The sequence below is a fragment of the Nocardia sp. NPDC004168 genome, from assembly GCF_040610355.1.
Classification (GTDB): domain Bacteria; phylum Actinomycetota; class Actinomycetes; order Mycobacteriales; family Mycobacteriaceae; genus Nocardia; species Nocardia sichangensis.
On the sequence record NZ_JBEXME010000001.1, the window covers coordinates 127,435 to 150,120 of the forward strand.

Annotated in this window: 28 protein-coding genes; 7 read left to right on the forward strand and 21 right to left on the reverse strand. The window is 64.5% G+C overall.

Features of this window, described 5'->3' with window-relative positions; translation table 11 throughout:
- The first annotated feature begins 8 nt into the window (after positions 1 to 8).
- Positions 9 to 872 (forward strand): GNAT family N-acetyltransferase, encoded by an 864-nt coding sequence (locus ABZW96_RS00620; protein WP_355069946.1) that lies wholly within the window; start codon positions 9 to 11, stop codon positions 870 to 872.
- A 74-nt stretch (positions 873 to 946) separates the two neighbouring features.
- Entirely contained in the window at positions 947 to 2,734 is a 1,788-nt protein-coding gene (locus tag ABZW96_RS00625) for a penicillin-binding transpeptidase domain-containing protein (protein WP_355069948.1), read from the forward strand.
- A 19-nt stretch (positions 2,735 to 2,753) separates the two neighbouring features.
- Here ABZW96_RS00625 and ABZW96_RS00630 read toward each other — a convergent pair whose 3' ends face one another.
- The 7 genes from ABZW96_RS00630 to ABZW96_RS00660 all read right to left on the reverse strand — a co-directional run bounded on the left by ABZW96_RS00630 (position 2,754) and on the right by ABZW96_RS00660 (position 9,947).
- Positions 2,754 to 3,761 (reverse strand): hypothetical protein, encoded by a 1,008-nt coding sequence (locus tag ABZW96_RS00630; RefSeq protein WP_355069950.1) that lies wholly within the window; start codon positions 3,759 to 3,761, stop codon positions 2,754 to 2,756.
- 122 nt (positions 3,762 to 3,883) lie between these two features.
- Entirely contained in the window at positions 3,884 to 6,832 is a 2,949-nt protein-coding gene (locus tag ABZW96_RS00635; protein ID WP_355069951.1) for an IPT/TIG domain-containing protein, read from the reverse strand.
- Positions 6,833 to 7,167: 335 nt separating this feature from the next.
- A complete protein-coding gene (locus tag ABZW96_RS00640) occupies positions 7,168 to 7,473 on the reverse strand; it encodes a hypothetical protein (protein WP_355069953.1) in 306 nt (101 codons plus the stop codon).
- Entirely contained in the window at positions 7,470 to 7,907 is a 438-nt protein-coding gene (locus tag ABZW96_RS00645) for a hypothetical protein (RefSeq protein ID WP_355069954.1), read from the reverse strand. Before ABZW96_RS00645 ends, ABZW96_RS00640 begins: the two co-directional genes overlap by 4 nt.
- Positions 7,904 to 8,125, reverse strand: coding sequence for a hypothetical protein (locus ABZW96_RS00650; protein ID WP_355069956.1), 222 nt, complete (start codon positions 8,123 to 8,125; stop codon positions 7,904 to 7,906). The genes ABZW96_RS00645 and ABZW96_RS00650 overlap by 4 nt, the downstream gene beginning before the upstream one ends.
- A 786-nt stretch (positions 8,126 to 8,911) precedes the next feature.
- Positions 8,912 to 9,649, reverse strand: coding sequence for an IPT/TIG domain-containing protein (locus tag ABZW96_RS00655; protein ID WP_355069958.1), 738 nt, complete (start codon positions 9,647 to 9,649; stop codon positions 8,912 to 8,914).
- 169 nt (positions 9,650 to 9,818) lie between these two features.
- On the reverse strand, positions 9,819 to 9,947 hold the full coding sequence (locus tag ABZW96_RS00660) for a hypothetical protein (RefSeq protein ID WP_355069960.1): 129 nt from the start codon (positions 9,945 to 9,947) through the stop codon (positions 9,819 to 9,821).
- Positions 9,948 to 9,979: 32 nt separating this feature from the next.
- On the opposite strand from ABZW96_RS00660, the gene ABZW96_RS00665 reads away from it, so the two are divergent.
- Positions 9,980 to 10,192 carry a hypothetical protein gene (locus ABZW96_RS00665; protein WP_355069961.1) on the forward strand — a complete coding sequence of 71 codons (213 nt, stop codon included), beginning with the start codon at positions 9,980 to 9,982 and terminating at the stop codon, positions 10,190 to 10,192.
- A gap of 295 nt (positions 10,193 to 10,487) precedes the next feature.
- Entirely contained in the window at positions 10,488 to 10,790 is a 303-nt protein-coding gene (locus ABZW96_RS00670; RefSeq protein WP_355069963.1) for a hypothetical protein, read from the forward strand.
- 76 nt (positions 10,791 to 10,866) lie between these two features.
- Here the strand turns inward: ABZW96_RS00670 and ABZW96_RS00675 are convergent, their stop codons facing one another.
- From ABZW96_RS00675 to ABZW96_RS00730, 12 genes are all read right to left on the reverse strand, one after another.
- Positions 10,867 to 11,520 (reverse strand): hypothetical protein, encoded by a 654-nt coding sequence (locus ABZW96_RS00675; protein WP_355069965.1) that lies wholly within the window; start codon positions 11,518 to 11,520, stop codon positions 10,867 to 10,869.
- 105 nt (positions 11,521 to 11,625) lie between these two features.
- Positions 11,626 to 12,168, reverse strand: a complete 543-nt coding sequence (locus ABZW96_RS00680) for a hypothetical protein (RefSeq protein WP_355069967.1) — start codon at positions 12,166 to 12,168, stop codon at positions 11,626 to 11,628.
- A gap of 17 nt (positions 12,169 to 12,185) precedes the next feature.
- A complete protein-coding gene (locus ABZW96_RS00685) occupies positions 12,186 to 13,061 on the reverse strand; it encodes a hypothetical protein (RefSeq protein ID WP_355069969.1) in 876 nt (291 codons plus the stop codon).
- On the reverse strand, positions 13,058 to 13,372 hold the full coding sequence (locus ABZW96_RS00690; protein WP_355069971.1) for a hypothetical protein: 315 nt from the start codon (positions 13,370 to 13,372) through the stop codon (positions 13,058 to 13,060). Before ABZW96_RS00690 ends, ABZW96_RS00685 begins: the two co-directional genes overlap by 4 nt.
- Positions 13,369 to 14,157: a hypothetical protein gene (locus tag ABZW96_RS00695; protein ID WP_355069973.1), complete on the reverse strand. Its 789-nt coding sequence runs from the start codon at positions 14,155 to 14,157 to the stop codon at positions 13,369 to 13,371. Before ABZW96_RS00695 ends, ABZW96_RS00690 begins: the two co-directional genes overlap by 4 nt.
- The gene (locus tag ABZW96_RS00700) at positions 14,157 to 14,414 is read right to left on the reverse strand and encodes a hypothetical protein (protein ID WP_355069975.1); all 258 of its coding nucleotides are present in this window, start codon (positions 14,412 to 14,414) and stop codon (positions 14,157 to 14,159) included. Before ABZW96_RS00700 ends, ABZW96_RS00695 begins: the two co-directional genes overlap by 1 nt.
- Positions 14,415 to 14,508: 94 nt before the next feature.
- On the reverse strand, positions 14,509 to 15,285 hold the full coding sequence (locus ABZW96_RS00705) for an ESX secretion-associated protein EspG (protein WP_355069977.1): 777 nt from the start codon (positions 15,283 to 15,285) through the stop codon (positions 14,509 to 14,511).
- A gap of 97 nt (positions 15,286 to 15,382) precedes the next feature.
- Entirely contained in the window at positions 15,383 to 16,546 is a 1,164-nt protein-coding gene (locus tag ABZW96_RS00710; protein ID WP_355069979.1) for a hypothetical protein, read from the reverse strand.
- A 119-nt stretch (positions 16,547 to 16,665) separates the two neighbouring features.
- Complete coding sequence (locus ABZW96_RS00715) at positions 16,666 to 17,022, reverse strand: hypothetical protein (protein ID WP_355069981.1); 357 nt, start codon at positions 17,020 to 17,022, stop codon at positions 16,666 to 16,668.
- Positions 17,023 to 17,063: 41 nt separating this feature from the next.
- Entirely contained in the window at positions 17,064 to 17,630 is a 567-nt protein-coding gene (locus ABZW96_RS00720; protein ID WP_355069983.1) for a DUF3558 domain-containing protein, read from the reverse strand.
- A gap of 209 nt (positions 17,631 to 17,839) precedes the next feature.
- Positions 17,840 to 18,052 carry a DUF397 domain-containing protein gene (locus ABZW96_RS00725; protein WP_355069985.1) on the reverse strand — a complete coding sequence of 71 codons (213 nt, stop codon included), beginning with the start codon at positions 18,050 to 18,052 and terminating at the stop codon, positions 17,840 to 17,842.
- On the reverse strand, positions 18,049 to 18,930 hold the full coding sequence (locus ABZW96_RS00730) for a helix-turn-helix transcriptional regulator (RefSeq protein ID WP_355069987.1): 882 nt from the start codon (positions 18,928 to 18,930) through the stop codon (positions 18,049 to 18,051). Before ABZW96_RS00730 ends, ABZW96_RS00725 begins: the two co-directional genes overlap by 4 nt.
- Positions 18,931 to 19,179: 249 nt before the next feature.
- Here ABZW96_RS00730 and ABZW96_RS00735 point away from each other — a divergent pair, with 249 nt between their 5' ends.
- On the forward strand, positions 19,180 to 19,641 hold the full coding sequence (locus tag ABZW96_RS00735; RefSeq protein ID WP_355069989.1) for a DNA-directed RNA polymerase subunit beta: 462 nt from the start codon (positions 19,180 to 19,182) through the stop codon (positions 19,639 to 19,641).
- The gene (locus ABZW96_RS00740; RefSeq protein ID WP_355069991.1) at positions 19,638 to 20,084 is read left to right on the forward strand and encodes a DUF4254 domain-containing protein; all 447 of its coding nucleotides are present in this window, start codon (positions 19,638 to 19,640) and stop codon (positions 20,082 to 20,084) included. The genes ABZW96_RS00735 and ABZW96_RS00740 overlap by 4 nt, the downstream gene beginning before the upstream one ends.
- Here the strand turns inward: ABZW96_RS00740 and ABZW96_RS00745 are convergent.
- Positions 20,073 to 20,570: a peroxynitrite isomerase gene (locus ABZW96_RS00745; protein ID WP_355069993.1), complete on the reverse strand. Its 498-nt coding sequence runs from the start codon at positions 20,568 to 20,570 to the stop codon at positions 20,073 to 20,075. The genes ABZW96_RS00740 and ABZW96_RS00745 overlap by 12 nt on opposite strands.
- Before the next feature lie 179 nt (positions 20,571 to 20,749).
- Here ABZW96_RS00745 and ABZW96_RS00750 point away from each other — a divergent pair, with 179 nt between their 5' ends.
- Positions 20,750 to 22,033, forward strand: coding sequence for a TIGR03118 family protein (locus ABZW96_RS00750; RefSeq protein ID WP_355070992.1), 1,284 nt, complete (start codon positions 20,750 to 20,752; stop codon positions 22,031 to 22,033).
- Between the two features lie 48 nt (positions 22,034 to 22,081).
- Here the strand turns inward: ABZW96_RS00750 and ABZW96_RS00755 are convergent, their stop codons facing one another.
- Positions 22,082 to 22,582 (reverse strand): hypothetical protein, encoded by a 501-nt coding sequence (locus ABZW96_RS00755; RefSeq protein ID WP_355069995.1) that lies wholly within the window; start codon positions 22,580 to 22,582, stop codon positions 22,082 to 22,084.
- Positions 22,583 to 22,686: the final 104 nt, after the last annotated feature.

Sequence of the window (22,686 nt, forward strand, 5' to 3'; positions counted from 1 at the left end):
CTGTCATCGTGCGGAGTCTGCTGGAGCCGGCGCGACGGGCCAAATACGCCCCTGCGCGGCAGCTCGCTAATCGGGATCTTGCTCAGGTGCTACGTGTGCTGGATGCGGATCCGGTCGCCTCGTGCATGGTCGCGGCCCGCCTGCAAGAGTTCGGTTTGGACAACCGGTGCGGCCAAGGGGAGCTGTGGAGCAGGGGCGGCCCGTCGGAATCGCTGTGCTTCTCGGGTGCGAACCTGGTGCCGTTGCTGGGAGATCGTGGCGCACTGCGCGCGTTCGCCGACCGCGCTATGCGCTGGCCCCGCGTCTGTTCCTCGGTGGTCGGGCGCAGGGAACTGGCGTTGCCGCTGTGGGAGATGTTGACCGGGCACTGGGGTCCGGAACGTGAGCTACGCGGGGAACAACCGCTGCTGGCACTGGCCCAGCCACCAGTGGCCACGCCCGACGCGGAGGTACGCCGGGTGCGTCGCGACGAACTCGACCGCTACCTCTCGGCCGCGATCGCCATGTTCATCGAGGAGGTCGGCGTCGATCCGCGCGCGGGTGACGGCGGACGCGGCTATCGCCGCCGCATCCAGAGCTTGATCGAATCCGGCCGCGCCTGGGCTCGTTTCGAGGACGGGGAAGTGGTCTTCAAAGCGGAGGTCGGCTCGCTGTCCCGGCGCACGGGCCAGATCCAAGGCGTCTGGGTGCACCCGGATCATCGGGGGAAGGGGCATGGCACCGCGGGTACCGCGGCGGTCGCGAACGCCGTGGTCGCCTCCGGCCGCACTGCCAGCCTGTACGTGAACGACTACAACGCGATCGCTCGCCGCGCCTACAGCCGCGTCGGGTTCCGGCAGATCGCGACTTTCGCCACCGTGCTGGTCGACTGAGCGTGGCCGACTCCGCGGCGAATCCCGGAGTGCCGCAGGCGTTTGCCCATCAGTGACTATTACCATCGGTGCCGATGTCCACTCGGATGCTTCTCTCGGTCGCCGTCGCGGCCCTCACGGTGGCGGCCGCCGGTTGTGCGAGCAAGCCGCAGGGGCCGGTTCCTGTCGCGGACGCGTTCGTCAAAGCGTTCGCCGAGCACCGGGTCAGCGCCGCCGCCGACCTTACGAACCTGCCGGAAAAGGCAGACGCAGCATTGCGTTCCGCTTGGAATCAACTCCAGGCCGAACAGCTCACGGCGCGCACCGGCGCGGCGCGCGTGACCGGTGACACCGCGACCGTCGACTACACCTACGAGTGGCGGCTACCGAAGAACCGGACCTGGAAGTACTCGGGCCAGTTGCAGATGGGACGCAGCAACGGGCGCTGGATGGTCCGCTGGACCTCCTCCGACATCCATCCCAAACTCGGTGACACCCAGACCATGGCGTTGCGATCCGAGCCGCCGCCGCGGGCGCGGGTGAACGAGCAGTCCGGCAGCGACATCATGGTGCCCGGCAAGGTGTCCCGGGTCGCGTTCGTGGCGGCCGACGCCGCCGATCCGAAAAGTGTGGCCACCGCGCTCTCCGCCGCGCTGTACCGTTTCGACAAGTCGCTGACGCCGCAGTCGATTCTCGACGCGGCCGAGGCCGCGCACGGCGCCTACACGGTCGCGCTGCTCAACGATCTCGAATCCGCTGAGGTGACCACCGATCTGATCGGGTTGCCCGGCGTCACGTTGACCCAGCAGTGGGATCTGGTCGCCACCGATCGGGAGTTCGCGCCCGATCTGCTCACCCAGGTGCGTAAAACGGTGATCGCGGAAGTGGACGGCAAAGCGGGGTGGAGCGTGGTCACCTTGAACGCCAACGGCGCCGACACCGATGTCCTGATGGAGGTTCCCTCGCAACCCGCGCCGTCGTTCTCGCTCAGCGTCGACCGCAACGTGCAGAACGCCGCACAGCGTGCCGTGCAGGCGCGTACCGAGCAGACCATGATGGTGGTGCTGCGCCCGTCCACCGGCGCGATCCTGGCGGTCGCGCAGAACAAGGCCGCCGATCGCGACGGCCCCCTCGCGACGATCGGCCAGTATCCGCCCGGCTCGGTGTTCAAGACGGTGACCGCCGCCGCGGCCATGTCGAACGGCCTCGCGACCCCGGACACGGTGCTGCCGTGCCCCAGCCGAATCGTGATCGGGGAGCGGACCATCCCCAACTACAACCTGTTCACCGTCGGCAATGTGCCGATGTCCACGGCCTACGAGCGGTCCTGCAACACCTCGTTCGCCAAACTCGCCAGTGATCTGCCCGGTCCCGCGTTGCACGAGGCCGCCGCGAAGCTCGGTGTGGGACCCACGTATACGGTGGTGGGGCTGCCGACGACCACCGGTTCGGTGCCCGCCTCGGACGACCTGATCCAGCGCACCGAGGACGGCATCGGTCAGGGCAAAGTGGTGGTCAGCCCGTTCGGCATGGCGCTCATGGCAGCGACCGTCGCGCACGGCTCGGCGCCCGTGCCGTACCTGATCGCGGGGCGGCCCACCCAGGTCGATGGCGACCGTCCGCCCCTCGCTCCCGACGTCATCGAGGGACTGCGCACGATGATGCGCAAGGTGGTCCTGGGTGGTACGGCCGAGCGGATCGCCGATCAGGGCGAGGTCTACGGCAAGACCGGCGAAGCCGAAGTGGACAGCGGGTCGCACTCCTGGTTCGTCGGCTTCCGTGGCGACATCGCTTTCGCGACGCTGCTGGTCGAAGGGGGCAGTTCCGACAACGCCGTCGCGGTGACACGGGACATGCTGGCGGCGCTGCCACCCGGATACTGACGCATCGCCGCCCACACTGTCATTCACCGGAGGTCGGCCCGATCAGCAGATGCTCCAAGCTGACCGTGTGGTCGGAGTACTGGTCGACACCGATGACGGCGACGAAGTCGTGATCACCGGCACGCTGTTGCAGAGCCCCCCACGAGTGGGCCAGATACCACCCCGCTCCGGCGGTGCCCCGTGGACCCAAACCGCCGCAATGCATCCAGTAGCGGCCGGGATGCCGATCGGGGCTCGGGCGTACCCGGGCGACGACGCCGATGTTGCGGTCGTCGTCGGAGTCGTACCCGCTTCCGTCGGCCAGTCGCAGATGCACGGAACGGAAACCGTCCTCGGCGACGCTGTCGCGCACGGTGAACAGCGGACGCTCGACGGTGTCCAGATACAACCGCAGGCAGTCGTTGCCGGTCAGCCCGAAGCTGATGCACGGGCGGTCGCGGCGCGCGACGAGATCGCGGTCGCTGCGGACGTCGACCGGGATGCTGGTGTGGCGTTGCAGGAAGGAAAGCACATACAGCAATCCCCGCAGATCGTTCTCCGCCACCACCGACGGGAGGTCGACGTATCGGTTCCCGAACGCGCCGCCATGCTTCTGAAACACACGCTGCTGGCCGATGCCCGCCGCTCGAAGTGCTTGCGCGGCGGGCCGTGCCAACTCGAATGCCGAGTACACCAGCGTCGTTCCGTTGGTGATCATCTCGGCGCCGAGGAAAGCCTCGAGTGAGGCCTCGACGCCGGAGAATCCCGTCTCGTGCGAAGGGATGTCGACGGGTGCGGAGTTGGCCATCTGGAACAATCCCTCAACGGTCCAGCCCGGGAACATCCGCTCCAGCACTCGGCAGTGATAGTCGCGCGGCAGCCCGATCATGCGCCCGGACAACCACTGGTAATACTGCGCCTTCGCCGGCCCGTGCCCGGGCGGGATGGGCGGATCGAGCCGCGCCGCGCACCGGTCGTACGCGGCCAGAAAATCGTGATGACTCTTGAGATGCCGCTCCGCCAGCAGCATCTTGAGTACGGTCGCCAACGAAACCCCCTTAACCCCTGCAGCCTCCGTCCACGGTGGCGGAGACTCGTGTCGTAGTCGCTCGACCGCGACGAAGCTGGGCCGCCGGCAACAGCCTGCCGACGGCCCAGCCGCTTCAGCCGTCAGATGTAGGTGAACGCAAGACCATTACTGGTTCCTCCTGCAGTGGTGACGGTGAGTTGTACGGTGCCCGTTCCGGCGGGTGTGACCGCCGTGATCTGGAGCGCGGAGTCGACGGTGAACGACGCCGCCGGTGTGGCGCCGAAGTCGACGGAGGTTGCTCCGGTCAAATTCGTTCCGGCGATGACGACCGTCGTCCCGCCCGCCGCCGACCCCACGTTCGGCAGCGCCGTGATCAATGTGGGAACCCCGAGGTAGGTGTAGGCGATTCCGTTGCTGGTACCTCCTGCGGTGGTGACGGTGACCTGTACGGTGCCGGTCCCCGCGGGTGCGACCGCGGTGATCTGCGTATCGGAGAGCACTGTGAACGAGGTGGCCGGTGTGCCGCCGAAGGTGACCGCGGTGGCGGTAGAGAGCCCCGTCCCGGTCAGGACGACGATCGTCCCACCGGCTTCCAATCCCACATTCGGCAGCACCGTGGTGAGGGTGGGGAGCGGAATGTAGGTGTAGGCCACGCCATTGCTGGTTCCGCCCGCTGTGGTGACGGTGAGTTGCACCGTTCCGGTTCCGGCGGGTGCGACGGCGGTGATCTGGGTGGCGGAGTCGACGGTGAACGAGGTCGCCGGTGTGGCACCGAAGTCGACCGCTGTGGCTCCGGTCAGCCCCGTCCCGGTGAGAACGACGATCGTACCGCCCGCTTCCACGCCCACATTCGGGACAGCTGCCGTCAGCGTGGGAACTGCGATGTAGGTGTATGGAAGGCCGTTGCTGGTTCCGCCGGATGTGGTGGCGGTGACCTGCACTGTACCGGTTCCGGCGGGTGCGACGGCGGTGATCTGCGTATTGGAGTCGACCGTGAACGAGGTCGCCGGTGCACCGCCGAAGTCCACCCCGGTGGTACCGGTCAGCCCGGTTCCCGTGATGACGACTGTTGTTCCGCCCGCGGCAGGTCCGATATTCGGGACCACCGTGGTGAGGGTGGGAACCGGAATGTAGGTGTAGGGCAGGCCGTTGCTGGTTCCCCCCGCTGTGGTGACGGTGACCGATACGATTCCGGTTCCGGCGGGTGCGACGGCGGTGATCTGCGTATTGGAGTTGACCGTGAACGAGGTCGCCGGTGTGCCACCGAAGGTGACCGCAGTAGCTGTCGACAACCCGGTGCCGGTGATGACGACCGTCGTCCCACCAGCTGCCACACCCGAATTCGGGACCACCGCGGTGAGGGTCGGGACCGCGACGTAGGTGTAGGCGACTCCGTTGCTGGTTCCACCGGGTGTGGTGGCGGTGACCGATACGGTTCCGGTTCCGGCGGGTGCGACGGCGGTGATCTGGGTGGCGGAGTTGACGGTGAACGAGGTCGCCGGGGTGCCACCGAAGGTGACCGCTGTGGCTCCGGTCAGTCCGGTTCCCGTGAGAACGACGGTTGTTCCGCCGGACACCGGTCCGACATTCGGGACCACCGTGGTGAGGGTGGGCACCGCGACGTAGGTGTAGGCGACTCCGTTGCTGGTTCCACCGGGTGTGGTGACGGTGACCGATACGGTTCCGGTTCCGGCGGGTGCGACGGCGGTGATCTGGGTGGCGGAATTGACGGTGAACGAGGTCGCCGGGGTGCCACCGAAGCTGACCGCTGTGGCTCCGGTCAGTCCCGTTCCCGTGAGAACGACCGTCGTTCCGCCCGACACCGGACCCACGTTCGGCACTACCGCTGTGAGGGCGGGAACGGCGATGTAGGTGTAGGCGACTCCGTTGCTCGTCCCGCCCGCAGTGGTGACGGTGACCGACACTGTTCCGGTTCCGGCGGGTGCGACGGCGGTGATCTGGGTCGCGGAGTTGACGGTGAACGAGGTCGCCGGTGTGGCACCGAAGGTGACCGCTGTGGCTCCGGTCAGGTTGGTTCCGGTGAGAATCACCGTTGTTCCGCCCGCGGCCGGTCCGGTGTTCGGGACCACCGTGGTGAGGGTGGGCACCGCGATGTAGGTGTAGGCGACGCCGTTACTGATTCCACCCGGTGTGGTGACCTTGACCGATACCGTTCCGGTTCCGGCGGGTGCGACGGCGGTGATCTGGGTGGCGGAATTGACGGTGAACGAGGTCGCCGGGGTGCCACCGAAGGTGACCGCTGTGGCTCCGGTCAGGTTGGTTCCGGTGAGAACCACCGTCGTCCCGCCGGTCACCGGCCCGGTGCTGGGGGCGATGCTCGTCAGCGTGGGCACCGCGGCGTAGGTGTAGGCGACTCCGTTGCTGGTTCCACCCGATCCGGTGACGGTGACTTGCACGGTGCCGGTCCCGGCGGGTGCGACGGCCGTGATCTGAGTCGGGGAGTTGATTGTGAAAAGCGTCGCGGTGCTGCCGAATCGCACCGTCAGCGGGCCGGTGAACCCGGTACCGGTGATGATGACGCTGTTACCGCCCGCGGTGGGACCGGAAGTCGGCGAGATGGACGTGATCGTGGGGACCACGACATAGGTGTAGGGGACCGCGCCGCTGGTGCCGCCGGGACCGGTCACGGTGACCGGGACGATCCCTGTTCCGGCCGGGGTGACGGCCGTGATCTGCGTGTCGGAGACGACCGTGAAGGACGTAGCCGGTGTGCTGCCGAATGTGACCGCGGTGGCGCCGGTGAAGCCGGATCCGTTCAGAGTGACGGTCGTTCCGCCCGCGGTCGACCCCTGATTGGGAGTGATGCTGTTCAACGCGGGAACGGCGACATAGGTGTAGGGGAGCCCGTTGCTGGTCCCGCCCGAGTTGGTGACGGTGACCTGCACGGTGCCGACCGAACCGGCGGGGGCGACCGCAGTGATCTGGGTGGCGGAATCGAGCGTGAACGTGGTTGCGGTACTGCCGAATCGTACGGTGGTGGGACCGCCGAATCCGGTGCCCGTGATCGTGACGCTCGTACCACCCGTGGTCGGTCCCGATGTCGGGGACAGAGAGGTGATGGTAGGCATGGCGCTGCCTCCTTGTTGCCGTGGTGTTTGTTCCTCTGTCACCGGGGGGCGCCGACAATTCCATGGCCCGGCTGGTTTCCATCTCACTCCGAGATACGGGGGCTGGCAACATGTCTGGAATCCGTTTTGGTCCGTTTTCGGATAGGTGCCGGCGTGTCTGTTTGCGAAGTGAACTACTTGGCACATGTTGCGGCAGCGAAGTTTTCGGCGGCGTCGCGACGCCGCCGATTATTTGCCGACGCGAAGCGGCTGGCCGGAGCAGGGAGAGCCGCGAACATTCGGCGACCACTGGAAAATGGCCTCGCGGTGTCCCGCTCGTCGAGCTCCTGTCCGCGTCACAGGAACAGTTCGGGCGGATCGTCGAATTCGATGCCCGCCTGCCGCACCCGGCTCACCATCTTCCGATCCCACTCCCGGTGTGCCCGCAGCGCCATGCGGAACTCGCCCATCTGCTCGGACATCTGCTGTGTCTGCGAAATGGCCAGGTCGCTGAGGACTTTCGCCGCGTCGGCCTTCGTCTTGGTCATGTTGGCGTCGACGTCGCCGCGCTTGAACCACGCCGTCACCGCCGCCGACAGCGCCGATGAGCTGGCGATGAGCACCAGCGCGGCGAAGAGCGGCGACTGCTGTACCAGGTTCATGACGCCTCCCTCACCTTCACCGCGTGCAGCGTCCGCACGTCTTGCAGCACCTGGCGGCGCTTCCACAGGAACGCGACGCCCAGCGCGATCGGCAGCGGACCGCCGAGAAACGTGGCCGTGCCGAGGCTTCGGTTCTCGAGCTGCAACAGCAGCAGCTGCGCACCGAAGGCCACCAGGGACCAGCCGAGCGCCCCGAGACCGACCTGCTCGATCAGATACCCCCAGACGTGCCGGGCGAACAAACCGACCAGCGTCGTGGCGCAGCCGATCAGCATGAGAACCAGCCACAGTGTCCGGAGCCCCGACGGCATGGCCGCGGTCGCCGAATCAGGTGGCGGCCCGTAGACGCACTGCAAGAGCATCGAGGCGCCGAAGACAGCGCACAGCACCACCTCGAAGGGGTCGTGGCGGGTCTTCTCCTTGGTCGCTTTCATGCTGGTTCACCGCTGTCCGGTGGCGCCGGGCTGACCCGGTGGCGTGCCGACTCGACCGCGGGCAGGCCCAGCGCCGCCGCGATGATGGCGAGGACGAATCCGGAGAGGTCGGACGAGACAACGCCCTTGGCGACTCCGTACCCGATCAGCGCGACCAGCAGTGGGTACAACAATGCGCGGACGGGCTCACTGTGCAGGAACGTGATTACTTTGTTCATCGGTTCTTTCCTTTCTTTCTTGCTGCGGCATCGACGGTGCCGCCGGCCGGTCTGGAAGCCCGATGACTGGAGAACTGTGCGCCGCACCCAGGTGTCGGGGTCCGTTGGGACACGGTCGCGAGTTCGGACCGTGTCGGTGTCGTGGAATCCACCCCGAGCGGGATCTAGTTGAACCCGTGTGCGGTGGAGGACGGTTCGTGATGCGATGCTGTCGCCCGCACCACCGCGATGCTGTCCACTCGAATGCCGGTCGCCACCGTGACACGAGAAGCCCGCGCGTGCCGTCCCGAAGACGGGGAGAGGAATGTAGGCATGGCGCTGCCTCTCTGTTTGCTGGTTCCTCCAAAGCGGGGGTGCCCGAAGCTGGTGTTGGATCGGTTAACTCCGTTATGCCCCAGGAACAGCGCGTCGGCAACGTGTAGGATGATCCGTTTTTGTCCGTTTTCCAGATTGTTGCCACGTGTTGACCAGCGCCGGGAACGGATCGTCGGGCCTTGCCCCGGAGTTGTTCTCGCCGACATGGCAGGCTGGGACTGTCGCCTTGGCAGCCGACCGTCCCTCCTGCGGACGGAATCCAGTCGCGCGCAGTCACTATCGGTGCCGAGCCGTTCCACGGCGCGTGGGCTTCCGGGCAGGTGGCCGCTGTCGGTCGCCGGTGTGAAGGAAGGACCCTGCTGTTGCGGACGGTCTGCTCGAGAGGGACTGCGAGAAGCTCGCAGTGAATCAGGCGCTCAACGCGATCGGGCCGCCGCCGGATTCCCGGCGACGGCCCGTGGGCTGTCTCGATCAGACGTAGGTGTAGGTGACGCCGTTGCTGGTGCCACCCGAGCCGGTGACGGTGACCTGCACGGATCCGGTCGCACCTCCGGGAGCGATGGCGGTGATCTGCAACGCGGAGTCGACGGTGAAGGTCGTGGCGGTACTGCCGAACCGGACGGTCAGCGGGCCGGTGAACCCGGTGCCGGAGATCGTGACGTTGTTGCCGCCCGATGCGGGACCCGAAGCAGGGGAGACCGCCGTGATGGTGGGCACCACGACATAGATGAAGGTGACCCCGTGGCTGGTGCCGCCTGGAGCGGTGACGGTGACCGACACGATGCCCGTGCCCGCCGGGGCGACGGCCGTGATCTGCGTATCCGAGTCGACGGTGAACGAAGTCGCCGGTGTGGTGCCGAAAGTGACGGCGGTGGCACCGGTCAGTCCGGACCCGGTGAGTGTGACCGACGTCCCGCCGGCGGTTGACCCCTGGCCGGGGGCGATGGAGGTCAGAGCCGGGACGGCGAGATAGGTGTAGGTGGCACCGTTGCTGGTCCCGCCCGAATCGCTGACCGTCACCTGTACCGCGCCGGCCGACCCCGCGGGAGCGACGGCCGTGATCTGTATGGCGGAGTCGATGGTGAAAGTCGTTGCGGTGGAGCCGAACCGCACGGTCAGCGGACCGGTGAACCCGGTGCCCGCGATCGTGACGCTGGTGCCTCCCGTGGTGGGGCCCGAGGTGGGTGTGATCGAAGTGATTGTGGGCACGGCGATGCCTCCTGGTTTCGTGGAGATTGTTTTCTCTACGCCGGGGGGAGGGCGCCCCGACTCACTCAGTGGCCCGGCTCTTTCCATTAGCGCCCACCGCCGCTACCTCGGCAATAAGTCAGCCACTCCGTTTTTGTCCGTTTTCGAATCTATTCTGTGCGAACGCTTATCAGCGGTGTTCTCGCGGGGTCACATGGCCTCGGCCGCGGCCGGAGAGATACGCCAGCAACGCCGCCACCTCGTCCGGTGCTTCGAGTGGTCCGCAGTGCCTGGTCCCGAACTCGACCAGTTCCACCACCGCGGCAGTTTCTCGGCGAGGAGGCGAGGGCGATGCGCCGGCGCGATGCGGTCGGTACGTCCGGCGATCACCAGGGTCGGCACGGTGAGGGCGCGAGGGTCGAGACGGGTCACCAGGCGCACCAGCATGGCGCCGTAGCCGACGCGGCCGCGAGCGTCTATCTGCTGGTGCCCAGCCGGCATTTGGATCTCGAGAATCCCACCGTCGCCCGGCACGTAGCCCGCCGGACCATCGCACCCTGGTGACGGGCTCTTCTGACCGGCCCCGGCGGCGACCTTCCGACGCCGTCACCGGGTCCGGCGACACAGACGGATGTGATGGCAGCTCGGGCGACGCCTCGGCGGCTGGAGCCCGTCGGCACCAGCGGGAAAGCGGTATCGTGGACCCGGTCGTGCTGTCCGAGTGCGCTGCGTCCGAGGGGGATTCATTGATCGGGAGAACCGGTGCGGGAATCACTGTGGGGCCGGTCGTCCTCCGTCGGCCTGCCACCGATGCGCGGTTCGGTCGTGCCTCCCGACCCGCGCGAGTGGGAACGGAAGCGTGAACGGTCAGCCCCCGCTGCTCCCTGCGGGCCCGGGAACGGTACTCGACGCCAGGGCAGTCCTGAACGGAACCGTCGACATGCGCACCTACCGGCGCAAGTACCTGGTCATCTACGCGCAACCCCGGCGAGGTCTCGCCTGGGATGCGGGCCTGCTGAAAGCCAACCACGACGGAAATTTGTCGATACTGGCTTCCTGTATCGAATGGCTGGACACGTACTTCGGCTGGGAACTGGTGAGCGTCTTCACCCGCCAGGTCGACAAGTACTACATCCATCACGCGATGCTTCGGCGGCGATAAACGACAACCCATTGGAGCACAGCGAGACCGGCCGCACACTGCCGTCGGTCGCGGTCCGCTGACGGAGGGCCTGCCGTCAACCCCTGAGAGCGCGGATCGTGTCGATGAGCACCTGCGCGCCTTCTCGGGTCAGTTGGTCATCTCGCGTCGTTTGGGCTTCGGTGGCTCGGAACTGGAGTTCGCCCTTCCAGCCGTCGACCGTGGTGGTGAGGTCGACGTCGAGCAGTGTGGTGGCGTGGTCGCCCCCCTTGGGCAGTGGCTCGGTCGCGACCTTGACGCTCGCGCCGTTCACGGTCAGAACCTTGGTCGGGTAGTTATCTGTCGACGCGGGAGGTGTGGACAGGGTGTTACCACTGACGGTGACGCGAAACAGGGATACGTATCCGAGGGCAGACGGCCACGCGGACCCGTCTGCCTTCTCATAGACACACCCATTGCCGGTGCCGATCTTATCGGTCAGCGATTTTCCGCCAGCGCCGGCGCTGACCTGCAGATTTTCGGCACCAGCTCGAGTGACGAAGAACTGTTTCGCAGAGTCGCACAACTCCTGAATTGTGTGGCTGCTCGTCGGTATCTCATACTTGTCGGGATGAGTGTGCGAAAACAAATCGCAGGCCGAAAGCAGCACTCCCAGAGCCGAAATCGCAAGCAGCTTCCGGAAGATCACGTCGCCTGCCATTCGGAGCTGGGAGAGTTGGTGTTGAAGTCGTCGGAAGAGCTGCGCGGCCACCGATTGTTGATGGAATGTGAATACCCCACTGAAACACCTTCGAACGAACTCACCTCAGGCAACAGGTTTGGCCGCGTCGGCAGCTTCCACCCGCGGAGCTGACCGCTAAGCCTTTGAAACCTTTCTGGTCAGCTCGACGAGAAAATGGGCAGCCCTATTAATGTCCTCATCCGTTAGATGCAGGATGCCAGTTGCGGTTCGGGTTTCGGATTCGGTGATCCTGAATTGTCCATTCCACTCTCCGATCCGGGTTGCCAAAACGACTTCGATACCGGGATTTCTAGTGTCGGTGCGCATATCCAGAACCCAAACTGGATCATTCAGTCCGGTCGTTTTTCTAAATCCTACGACACCTTCAGTCGGGTCCGGGGCGTTCGGTGCATTCCGTAACGATACCCTGCCATTCGCCCTCTGGCTCGTGCTGTTGATGACTGTGCAAATCCCGCCGGGTGAAATCGTTTCTTCACGATTGAAGAGCGGCACCGCGGTCAAGTCAACTGCGCCGAGTTGGTTGCCAAAGAAAGTGAGCAGCGAATCGCACAAGGCGCCCTGGGTTACAGCGGCCGGCTGCTCTGGAGATGGTGGCGAAGGCGAAGGCGACGTGGCGCATCCGGCTGTCAGTGCTGCAGCAACTACGGCCACCGTCATAAACCGAAAGATTCCGATCACAGCTGGAGCTTCCAATCTGATTTGTCGCCATCATTCACCGATGCATCGCCGAGTGCGATACGAAGCCCATTGATACCCTCGCCGTAACTTGCGACGACTCCCGGAGGCCATTTGTTTTCAGGGAGGCCAGCTTGGGCCGATATATTTTGTGTAATCTTGTTGCCTTCGATCATATTTGTCTGAGCGTTTGTTGCAATGGACGTAGCAGCTCCAAGGATGAAGGTCTTCGATGCATCCACTGCCGCCACCAGGTCGGTTGAGGCTGATATGGGACCGAGAGGGAAATTGAAGAAGGACTTGATTAGACTTGTAACGACAGTCAGAACTTTCGTTACCAGATCCTTTGATTTGGTCGCGAGATCAGTGTAGAGGGCGAGCTCGTTCTGGGCAATTCTCTCAAGGCTTGTCGCTATTGTCTCGCATACTTGCGGCATGGTGTCCAGGGCGAGCTTCTGTCGCATGCGCAGTTCCCTGTATCGGTTGGCGGCATCGCCTTCCCATTCGCCTGTGAGGTCTGTTTCCGAGAATGCATTGCTTGCATTGAAGATATCGTTCCTTATATTGCGCCATTCGTTCGCATAGTCGATAAAAGTAACCGGGACTTCGAGTCCGGGTTCCATTTCAGCAAGCTTGTCCCAGGTTTCACCCAGTGCCTTATTGATCTGATCGCGGTTCGCCCATACCAAATCTACTTGCATTTCGGTCGTGAACACGCCACCGGTGACCAATCCGCCGGTGTACCCCTCCGCGCGGATCAGCTTGACCAAATCCCCATGCCAGTCCTGTACTTTTTGGGGCAGGTTGCCGATGTCGTTCTTACTCGACCGAATGGCGTCTATCTGTCTGATCAACTCCTCGCGGGTAGTAGTCACAGTTCACCGGCTTTGCTTTGGATGGCATGCGCGCCAGCGATATCCTCTGCCTCATATGTATCGTGTGCCTGTTTGAGTACCGAGGCTATGTCCTCGAACACGGTCTTTCCTTCAAGCATTCTGCCGAGGAAGTAGCTCGGGGCGGGTCTGTACTTTTCCAGGGTGAGGGCGAACGCGCCGGCTTTTCCCTCGGGAATGTCGACGGCGAAGGTTCTCATAGCCGCGCGGTTCAGATGATCGGCAGCCTCATTCCATTTGTTCACAGCGTGCTGCATCAGATTCAGTGAGACAGTTACCTTGTCGGATGTCATATCGGCCTCTCGTCCAGAAGTCGTTCTCTGTGGCGATCCAAGTGGTACTCGAGATCTGCTTCGGTGTATCGTGAGTAGTCCCGCCGAGCTTCGAATGTCGGGCGCAACGAGCGGATTTGCTGCGCGCACCGCAAAATTTCGTCGGAGAGTTGATGAGGGTCGGTGGACCCGGGCCAGGACGACGAAATCTTGATAGACCGTAGGTAGGTTCGATCGGCAACCACTTCAGCGAAATATCTGTCAGAAGTTTCCGCCCTACCGTACACCTGATATTCAGCGTCTCTTAGCATCCTGCTGGACGTTTCACTGAACTGCTCCCAGGTTTCGGTCTCCAGCAGCACCATAAGTATCTTCCGCCGGTCCGGAACCGCCGTCTCTGAAATTTCTTGTGGGGAAGGTAAACGGCCAGTAGAGTACAACCGATCCAGGCGCATGGATGCTGCCGCCCTGTATGCCGACATCAACTCGTCGCTCACTTCATGGGGAGCAACGTGAGTGCGCCACCCAGAACTGAAATCGATGCTGACTGGTAAAAATCCGCCATCGAGATCCATCGAGACGAGTGAGGATCCGGCAGCATATTGGATCGCGAGTGGTTGGGTTTCTCGATCGCTCCGTACTGCCTGTTGCGACAGCGGCGCAAGCGAAGACGCTGATGATTCCGGACGGGTAGAAGGTGGCACCGCGGCGCTCCGTGGGCGATGAGTTCGCCTCGGTTCGAGCGGCTCGTCATCCCAGAATTCATCGGGGTCGTCGTAGTGATTGTAGTGGCCTTGAACCGCCATCAGAGTACCTCGCGGCGTTTGTCAGTCAATGATGTGCAAATATTCGTCTGGTCCGAAATCGCGGTCATCGCGGCGGCGGAAAATCCCGGCGGGTGCAAGCGAGTGTGGTGGGTCCGATCCGCATCGACGGCGACGGGAAGTCGACCGTCATGGAGGTTCACGGTGAACGAACCCGTACCGACCGTGCGGATACCGACCTGTTCATTTACTTTCGATCCCACCTCGCAACGGGGTGCATGCACACCCTCAGTATTCACTGCGGCATCCTCTCCTCGGTCGCTCTTGAGCGACCTACAGCGGTTATCTGAACTAGTTGGACGCCGCGGGACCCGGTTCGGTTCCAATGGATTGCTACCAGCTTTCGGGGCGGGCGGCTTCGAGGCGTTGGAGGGCTTGGTCGATCCAGGTTGTGAAGTGGGTGGTCAGGTCGGTGGGGGTGGTGGGGCGGACGGTGATGTGGTCGGTGCGGTGTTCGGTGTAGCGGCCGTCGGTGGTGATGTCGTGCCACTGGAGGACTTTGGTGGGTTTGGTGTGGGTGTGCAGGGGGGCGGTGATGAGGACGGCGGTGCCGCCGCCGTCGACGGGGCGGCCGAGGAGGCGTTGGTATTGCTCGCGGGGGGTGTTGCGGGCGTTGTCCTGGAGGTAGGTGTCGCGGCGGGGGACCAGGTCGTCGGGGTGGAAGGTGGCCGGTTTCTCCGCTCCGGGGGCGCAGGGGGGAATGGCGTTCACGAGGCGTGCGGGGAGTTGTTCGGCGGGGAACAGGCGGGCGCGGATCGGGCCGTGTTCGTGTTGATTGCCGGCCTGGCTGAGGACGACGGCGCGGTAGGTGTCGCGTGCGCCGAGGATGCGGTATTCGCGGATGTCGTCGGGGCCGGTGCTGTTCTTGTGTTTGCAGGTGCCGCCGAGGATTTCGATCCGGAGATCGGAGTCGCCGAGGGTGCGGAAGGCCGCGGCGATCTCGTCCAGTTCGTCCGCGGAGTAGCGCTGCCACACGGCGGCGCGGTGGGCGGCGAAGTCGTCGCGGAAGGCGAAACGGCTGGTGTAGCGCAGTGGGCTGGGGATGCGATCGTGCGCGTCGCCGTACCAGAGAGCGGCGAAGTCGTCCGGGTCCCAGGTCCATTCAGCCATGTGGGGTCCAATCCGGCCGCGTCGGAGCGGCCAATATCCACGCACGCCCGCTACCTATGGATGCGGGCGTGCGCCGAGTCGAGAAGTGTGCGGGCGATCAGTCGGGCGTGCCGCCGATGACGCCATCCGGCAGAGTCCTCGGAGGCTCACCGAGCAGCTCGTCGGTGTTCTCCTGGGTGATCAGGTAGTCCGGTGTCTTGTGCTCGGATTCATCGTCCTTACCGCTGCCGCGAGAGCCGTGCGGCATCATGCCCGACGTTCCGCTCGTGCCTCGCAGTCCGGAGGTGGTCCGCGCCGCGGCTGCCGGATTCATTGATGTGTTCGGCGTTCCCGGTGCGCCCGCGATGCTGCGTCCCGGTTGCGGCTGGTTCGTTGTGCCGGGCGTGCCGGGGCTGCCCGGTGTGCCCGGGCTGTGCGGGGTCGGGGTGCCCGTCGACGTGGTCTTCGTCGGGTCCGTGGTGGAGGCGGGAGTCGTCGACGTGGGGTCCACGCCTGCGGGCTTGGTCGTGGTATCGGACGCCGTCGTGTCGGAGGATTGCTGGTTCTGGGTCGACTCGTCGGTGGACTGCTGCTGTTCTTCGGCGCTTGTCGTCTCGGGCTTGCCGTCGCCGTCCTTACCGGGAGTACCGGAATCGGTGCTGGTAGGACCGTTGCCGGAGTCGTTCGACGAGGGGCCGCCGCTATCGTCGCTGTGGTATCCGCCTGGAGGGGGCGCTGGGATGTCCACCGACGCGGTCGGGCCGACCGGAGTGGGCAGCACCGGAATCTTGCCGTCCATCTCGCTGAACGGTTGTACGTAGTATTCCTGCATCGCGACGCGTGCGGATTGTTCGGCCAGGAAGCGTTCGCTCGACAGGTTCCAGCGCCTCGGATTGAAAATGCGATCCTCGAACGGGATATTGACGAGATCGGGGATGGCCTTCTTCGTATCGGTGATCGCGGTGGCGGCGTCGCGAACCCGGTAGTACAGCTCCTCGAGGGATGTCGTCAGATTCTGTGCGTCGCTGGTGTATTTGGCGATGGAGCTCTTGGACTGCTCCGCTGCGGGGCCGGACCAGGCTTGCGCAATGGAAGTCTGGATGGAGCGCGCGAAAGTCTCAACACCTCGCTCCCACTCGTTGCGAGCTTGCCAGTACGTGTCAGCTTGGGTGAACGTGTCGGTGGGGTCGAGCGGCTTGAACGTGTCGTTGATGCGGGAGTGTTCCCAGCTGTCGGTGTGCTCACCACCGTTCGGGATGCGCTTGTTCTCGTAGCCGTTCATTTGTCCGCTCCATTCGGGAGCCTGGGCGGTGAGAACTGGACTCCGACGGGCGGGCGCTCGGGCAGGGTGGTGTTCAACCGGTTGAAATCTGCGGCAAAGTCACTGTCTACCTGCATGATTCAATCACGGGCGAGTCTATGCACCTCTTGGATGTCCTCGACGATCCGATAGTGATCTTCCATGATCTGATAGACGCTGTTGTTGTCTTCCGCGCCGCGGGCCTTCTTTTTGAATCTATCGACCAAGGTTTGTGCCGAGACCATGTCGCCGTCGCCCTCGCCCAAGCCCCAGTGAGACTGCTTTGAAACAAAATCCATGGACCTCTGGATCTTCTGAATGGCGCTCTTGAAATACTCGCAATCGCGGTCAATGTAGATGAAGTCCTCTGCGGACATCCGCATCTCTAGCTGGCCCTCTTTGGTCGCGCTCAAAATGTTCGCCATCGGCCGAGGCGGCTGCGCGCTGTCGTCACCCATGTGTTACTCCCTCCCGGTGAGTTCGATCGCTTCAGCGAGTTTCAGGACGTGGCAGGCATTGTTGGCACTACCTTCTCGGCGAGCGTCCGTGCCAGTGCGCAAGTATCCAGGCTCCCCGTATTTTTGCGCGACGGCGGATTGCTGAGGAATATTTCGAGGCTTCCGCCCTTCATCTCCACGTTGATCGTGCACACTGCATCGGGGTGCTCATCGACCTGCCGTGTCGAGATCGCGCGACGACCGTTGATCGTGTACTCGCGCGTATCTGCAAACTTCTTGTCCCGCACCATGTCCACAGTGATGTTTGTCGTGGTGATGACCGGGGCGTAGCCGTCAGTCTGGAGCCAAGCGCAACCACGCCACTTGACCCCGCCGGACGCGTTCGAGTCCTGCTTGTCCTTACTGCGCAGGCTCTCTGAATCCAGCACGCTTTGTGGGATGTCGGTGCACGGGTCGTAGCCGGTGGGTACGTCAGGGGCGATGCTGGGGCTGGTGGACGTGGCTACCGTTGGCGCGGCATGATCGGTTGAGGAATCGCAGCCTGGAAGAACGAGTGTGGCACCGAGAGCGAGGATGGTCAGTCGCCGAGATTTCCGCCCTGAAGTCATTGGTTCCCCTCGTGCACCGGTGTGTGGTTTCCTGGACCCTCCAGGGCCGGACCAGCTCCTCCGCCCCCTGCAGTGAATGTTGACGCTACCGGGAGATTTCCCTAGGGCGCAAGCGTGCCGACATGCATCGCTCGTCCCGGAAACTCCGGTTGGATCGAGCACCCTGGACCCCCGACTGGGAGGTCCAGGGACGGGGGCAAACGGCTCCGTCAGGGTTGGTAACGGTCGACTTCTCCGTTGGCTATGCAGGCGGTGAACGAGTCCCACTCGCGCGGAGTGAACACCAGAGCCATGCCGGTGGGATTCTTCGAGTCGCGTACACCCACCGAACCTCCGCTCAGGAACGCGACTTCGACACAGTCCCTTGACGCACTGCTGTAGCTGCTCTTGAACCAGGTGGCTTCAGAAAGGCCGTCGTTCACTCGGCGTACTCCTTGGCGATCTTGCGGATGAGGGCTCGGCTTCGCTCTTGATCCAGTGCCGATCGCTGGATATCGGCGTACGCCTGGCGGTGTTGCCGGATCTCCTCGGGCTTCTCAAGATACAGGTTGCCTGTGAAGCCCTGCACGTAGACAACCGGTGGTTCGGTGAGATGGGCAGTGGGGTGTTTGGGGAACTCGAGCATCGCGAACGGGCCGACGCCGAGCCCTACGTATGTCTCCGCTGCGAGCGGGACCACTCGCACCGAAATATTCTGTTGCCCACCAACTCGTGTCAGATGCCAGAGCTGATCGGCCATGACCGAGGGGCCGCCGACCGCCCGCCGCAGCGCGGATTCGTCGATGACGGCATCCATGCGCAAGAGGTTTGAATCGCTGTCCAGACGTGACTTTCGTTGCCTGAAGACCTCGATCATTCGTTCGACTTCTGGTCCGGAAATCGTTGGGAAGTCCACCCAGATAAGGGCGCGGCGATACTCATCGGTTTGCAAGAGGCCGGGGAGCAGGGTTGTTTGGTAGGAGACGAGTCGCTCGGCTGTCGCCTCCAACTCCACGAAGAGGTTGAAGTCTTCAAGGATGGTGTCGTTGAACGCATGCCACCATCCGGTGCGCTTGGTCTCCTCGACCAGGTTGAGCAGGATGGCGGTGCGTTCCTCGGACGCCCCGTACAGCTTGCACAGCCCTTCGATGACCAGCGGATGAAGCCGGACGGACTGCCCGGTCTCGATCCGCCACAGGGTCTGCTTGCTCACGTCGATCGCGTCACGGGCGTATTCCGCGCTGATGCCCGCGTTGATTCGCAGCGCCCGGAGCTGACGCCCCAGCATCCGGCGAGGCAGGGTGGAACCTGTTGAAGTCACGACTAATCCCTTTCGTAGCCGAACTAGTTGTCGGGTACCTAACTGGAACCTTGTGGCGGGGGGCCTTGGAACCTGGGCCGTTTCCGCCCGATTCCACCACTGAGAACATTCCCGCCCAGCGATATCCGGTGCTTCACTGAACGCGCCCGGATCCAATCGAAGAAGTGCTGAAACCTTAACCGCGCCAACGGTTCCAGGTCCAGCGACCGGGATTTTCGCGTACCGAACTATGTGAATCGAGGCTGGCGAATGAATCATGCGGCATTCGCGGACACTCCCGCGTCCCGCTGCGCGTTTTACCGCCGCACCTGTGGGTTGCCCGCCGGTATACATCCGGAGATCGGCCGCATCGTCGTGAAGGCGGGCGTGGTGGGCGGGATCACGATGCCCGACAGGCTGGGGCAGCGCGTGCGCGACGATATACTTTTCCGTGGCCAGGCGATCGGGCCGGTGATCGCGCATATCCGTTCTCGCCGATGGACTTTCCTGTGCCGACCGGATCTACCCGACGACGTGCGGTTGTTCGCCGCGTTGTTCCGGATCGACGTTTCGATCGTGCCGTTCGGCAGTGAAATCGCGCTGCCGTCACCCGCTGACGCGAACGGAGTATTCCGCCGGTGGGTGGTAGCGCCGCGGGATACGTTTCGTCCGTCCGGGATGGTGATCGTGAACTGCGTGCTGGCCCGCGCGGGTGGGAAAGGTGCGGTATGAGCGAAGGACTGCCGACGCGAAGTCAACTACTGCGCGCCTGTAGAGAAGACGTGCCGCCACCGGGACATCCCGTGCTGCTGCGGGCGCGCACCTTGGCTGACCTCCATATTCGCCGCATCCGGGTGGATGGGGAATGTAGTTGCGGCGGCGATGAGCGCCGGTCACGGCTGATTCGGGACATCGACCGCTGGGTCGAGGTTCGTTTGCCCACCGCGCGCGGCGGAGCCTATCTGCACACCGAATCGTTCGGCTCGGTGGTCGACCGCCTGGCGCGGCTGAGCGCGTACGCGCACGCGGCCATGGCCGACGACCAGGAGTGGGACCTGTGGTTCGCGTGGGAGCGGCTGGCCGAATCGGCGGTCGCTTACGAAGACCTGGTCAGCGAGTTGAGCAGTGGGCGGCGCCGGTTGCCGAGCGTTTTCCGGCCCGGGTCAGTTCCGTAGCAGGGTGGCGGCGAGGTGATGTTGCAGTGGTTCGCCGACCGCCGCCATCCGAAGTGTGTAGTCGATGGTGTCGCCGGAGAGGTGCAGCGATCGGCCGAGGGCGGTCACGAGTTTCGCCGTGCCGCTGCGGCCGAGAGCGGTGGAGTCCAATTCCATGCGCAGCGTGCCGTCCTCGACGGCGAGCGAGCCCTCGCAGATTTCCGTGATGCCGGTGGGATGGGCGAGGATCAATTCGACGCGGTCGGGGCGCGGGCAACGCAGATAGCCCGTCTCGGCGTGTAGCGGCCTGCCGTCGTCGGTGGCGCGGGTCTTCTGCCGGTAGGTGAGGAACGGGCGGCCGAGATGGCCGAACCGGATTTCCTCGACATAGCCGAACGGCTGAATGGTCGGGTATTCACCCTGCCCATTACCGCGCCACGTGCCGAGCAGTGGAGCGAGCGGAGCGATATCGGGGTGCAGGGCAATCGCAGGCTGGGGTTCGGCCACGGCGAACAGCCTAAACCCGTCCTCATCGAACCGTTCGGGTACTCCCGAATTTGCCGCAGGCTAAGGTTAGCTTCGCCTTATCACCAATGTGGTGTGGTCGGAAAGGAAACAAGAAGTTGAACGGACGCTGGAATGAGTCGCGCCGTGGCGGTACGCCCCGGTCGCGGACCCGAAGTGGTCTGCTGCGCGCGTCGGCGCTTGGCGTCGCGCTGGTCGTGGCGGCCGGCTGCTCGGACTCGAAGTCGGACGAGGTGCCCGCGCTCGACGGCAACAAATACGTCCAGACCAATCTCGCGGCCAACAACGCGGAGTACAAGGCGCAGTTCGTTTTCCCCGACCTGGTGAACGCCTGGGGGCTGGCCAACCGCCCCAAGGGCGCCGGTGGGCACTTCTGGGTCGGCGCGGGCGGCAAGTCGTTCCAGTTCGTCGGCGACGTGACCAAGTCCTCGGACGACAAAGTGCACAAGCTCTTCCAGGACCCGCTGAAGATCGTCACCATCCCCGGCGCCGACGCCGACACCTCGGACAAGAGCGCGGGCAAGACCACCGGCGTGGTGTTCAACCCGGCGCCGATCACCTCCGACCTGTTCGTCGTCCACGACCAGCCGGTGGAGGAGGAAGGCGGGCCGCTGAACGGTTCGGCGCGGTTCATCTTCGCCACCGACTCCGGCAAGATCTCCGCCTGGACCGAGCTGGGCTTCGAGGGCCGGATCGTGCGCCACGACGGCCCCGCCAACCTGGTCTTCGACGGACAGTCGCAGGGGATGCAGTTCTTCGGGATCGCGCTGGCTCCCTCCGGTGACAAGCTACTGGCCGCGGACTTCGGCGCCGACCCGCAGGTGCGGACGTTCGACAAGAACTGGCAGCTGATCCCGACCACCGGCTTCGCCAACCCGTTCGCCACCGGCGACGCGATCGACCCGGCCGCGCCGGAAAAGGGCAAGAAGGCCAAGCCCGGCGATCCCGCGCCGTTCAACGTCTCGACCATCGGCAACCGGGTCTTCGTCGCCTATGCCACCACCCAGCCGGACGAGAAGGACGCGACCAAGTTCGATGCCGGTGAGGAGGACTCGCTGGACAAGGACAAAGAGGGCGGCAAGCCGGACAAGGGCAAGCTCGCCGAGTTCGACGCAGGCGGCAAACTGGTGCGGATAATCGACGACGGCAAGCGCCTCAACGCCCCGTGGGCGGTGACGATCGCGCCGGACGGGTTCGGTCCGCTCAGCGGCAAACTGCTGGTCGGCAACTTCGGCGGCGCGGGGCACGTGCTGGCCTACGACGACACCACCGGCAAGTTCGCCGACTACCTGCGCGATGCCGACGGCAAGCCGGTCGCCATCGAAGGACTGTGGGCGCTGATGTTCGGCAACGGCGAGAGCCTCGGTGACGCCGACTCGCTGTACTTCACCGCGGGACCGGACGACGAGAAGGACGGTCTGTTCGGCAAGCTTCGCTTGAAGTAGTCGCGCTCCGCAGCAGCCCGCACCGAATCGGTGCGGGCTGCTCGCGCTTCAGCGGCCTCCGTTCGGGGCCGAGGCCCGGGGTTCGGTGCGCCGTTCGCGGATAGCCGACTCGACTTCGTCGACCGCCGTTCGGATCGTCGCCCCGTAGCCGTCGTCGGCGAGCGTGTGCAGACGTGTGCGAGCGGCATCGATTTCGCGCTGTGCGGCGTCGAACGAGCCGAGCCTGCGATAGTCGTCGGCGAGATTGAGGTGCAGCGACGGGTAGAACGCGGTCACCCGCAGTGATTCGTCGAAGGTTCGAGCGCGAGCGTCCGAAAGGCTGTCGGCGGCGTCCAGTGCGCGGATGTCCCAGGTGAGCGCTTCGGCGGCGTCGTCGTACAAGTCGGCCAGGTAGTGGGCGAGGGTGCACCGGTGCAGCGGGTCGCCCTGTGGGCCGAGCGAGGCCCATACGGCGAGCAGAGCTTCCCGCGCGTCGTCCGGACGGCCTTCGCGGCCGAGTGCGACGGCGCTGGTGATGGTGTTCATGGTGTGGTCGTGTGTCGGGTTCATGCGGAACTCCTTCAAGTGGGGGATGGACGCGGATCGTTTCGTGTGCGAGGCCGAACGGTCGGCGTCGGGCGGCCGATCGATCGGAAGTAGTGGCTGTGGGCGGG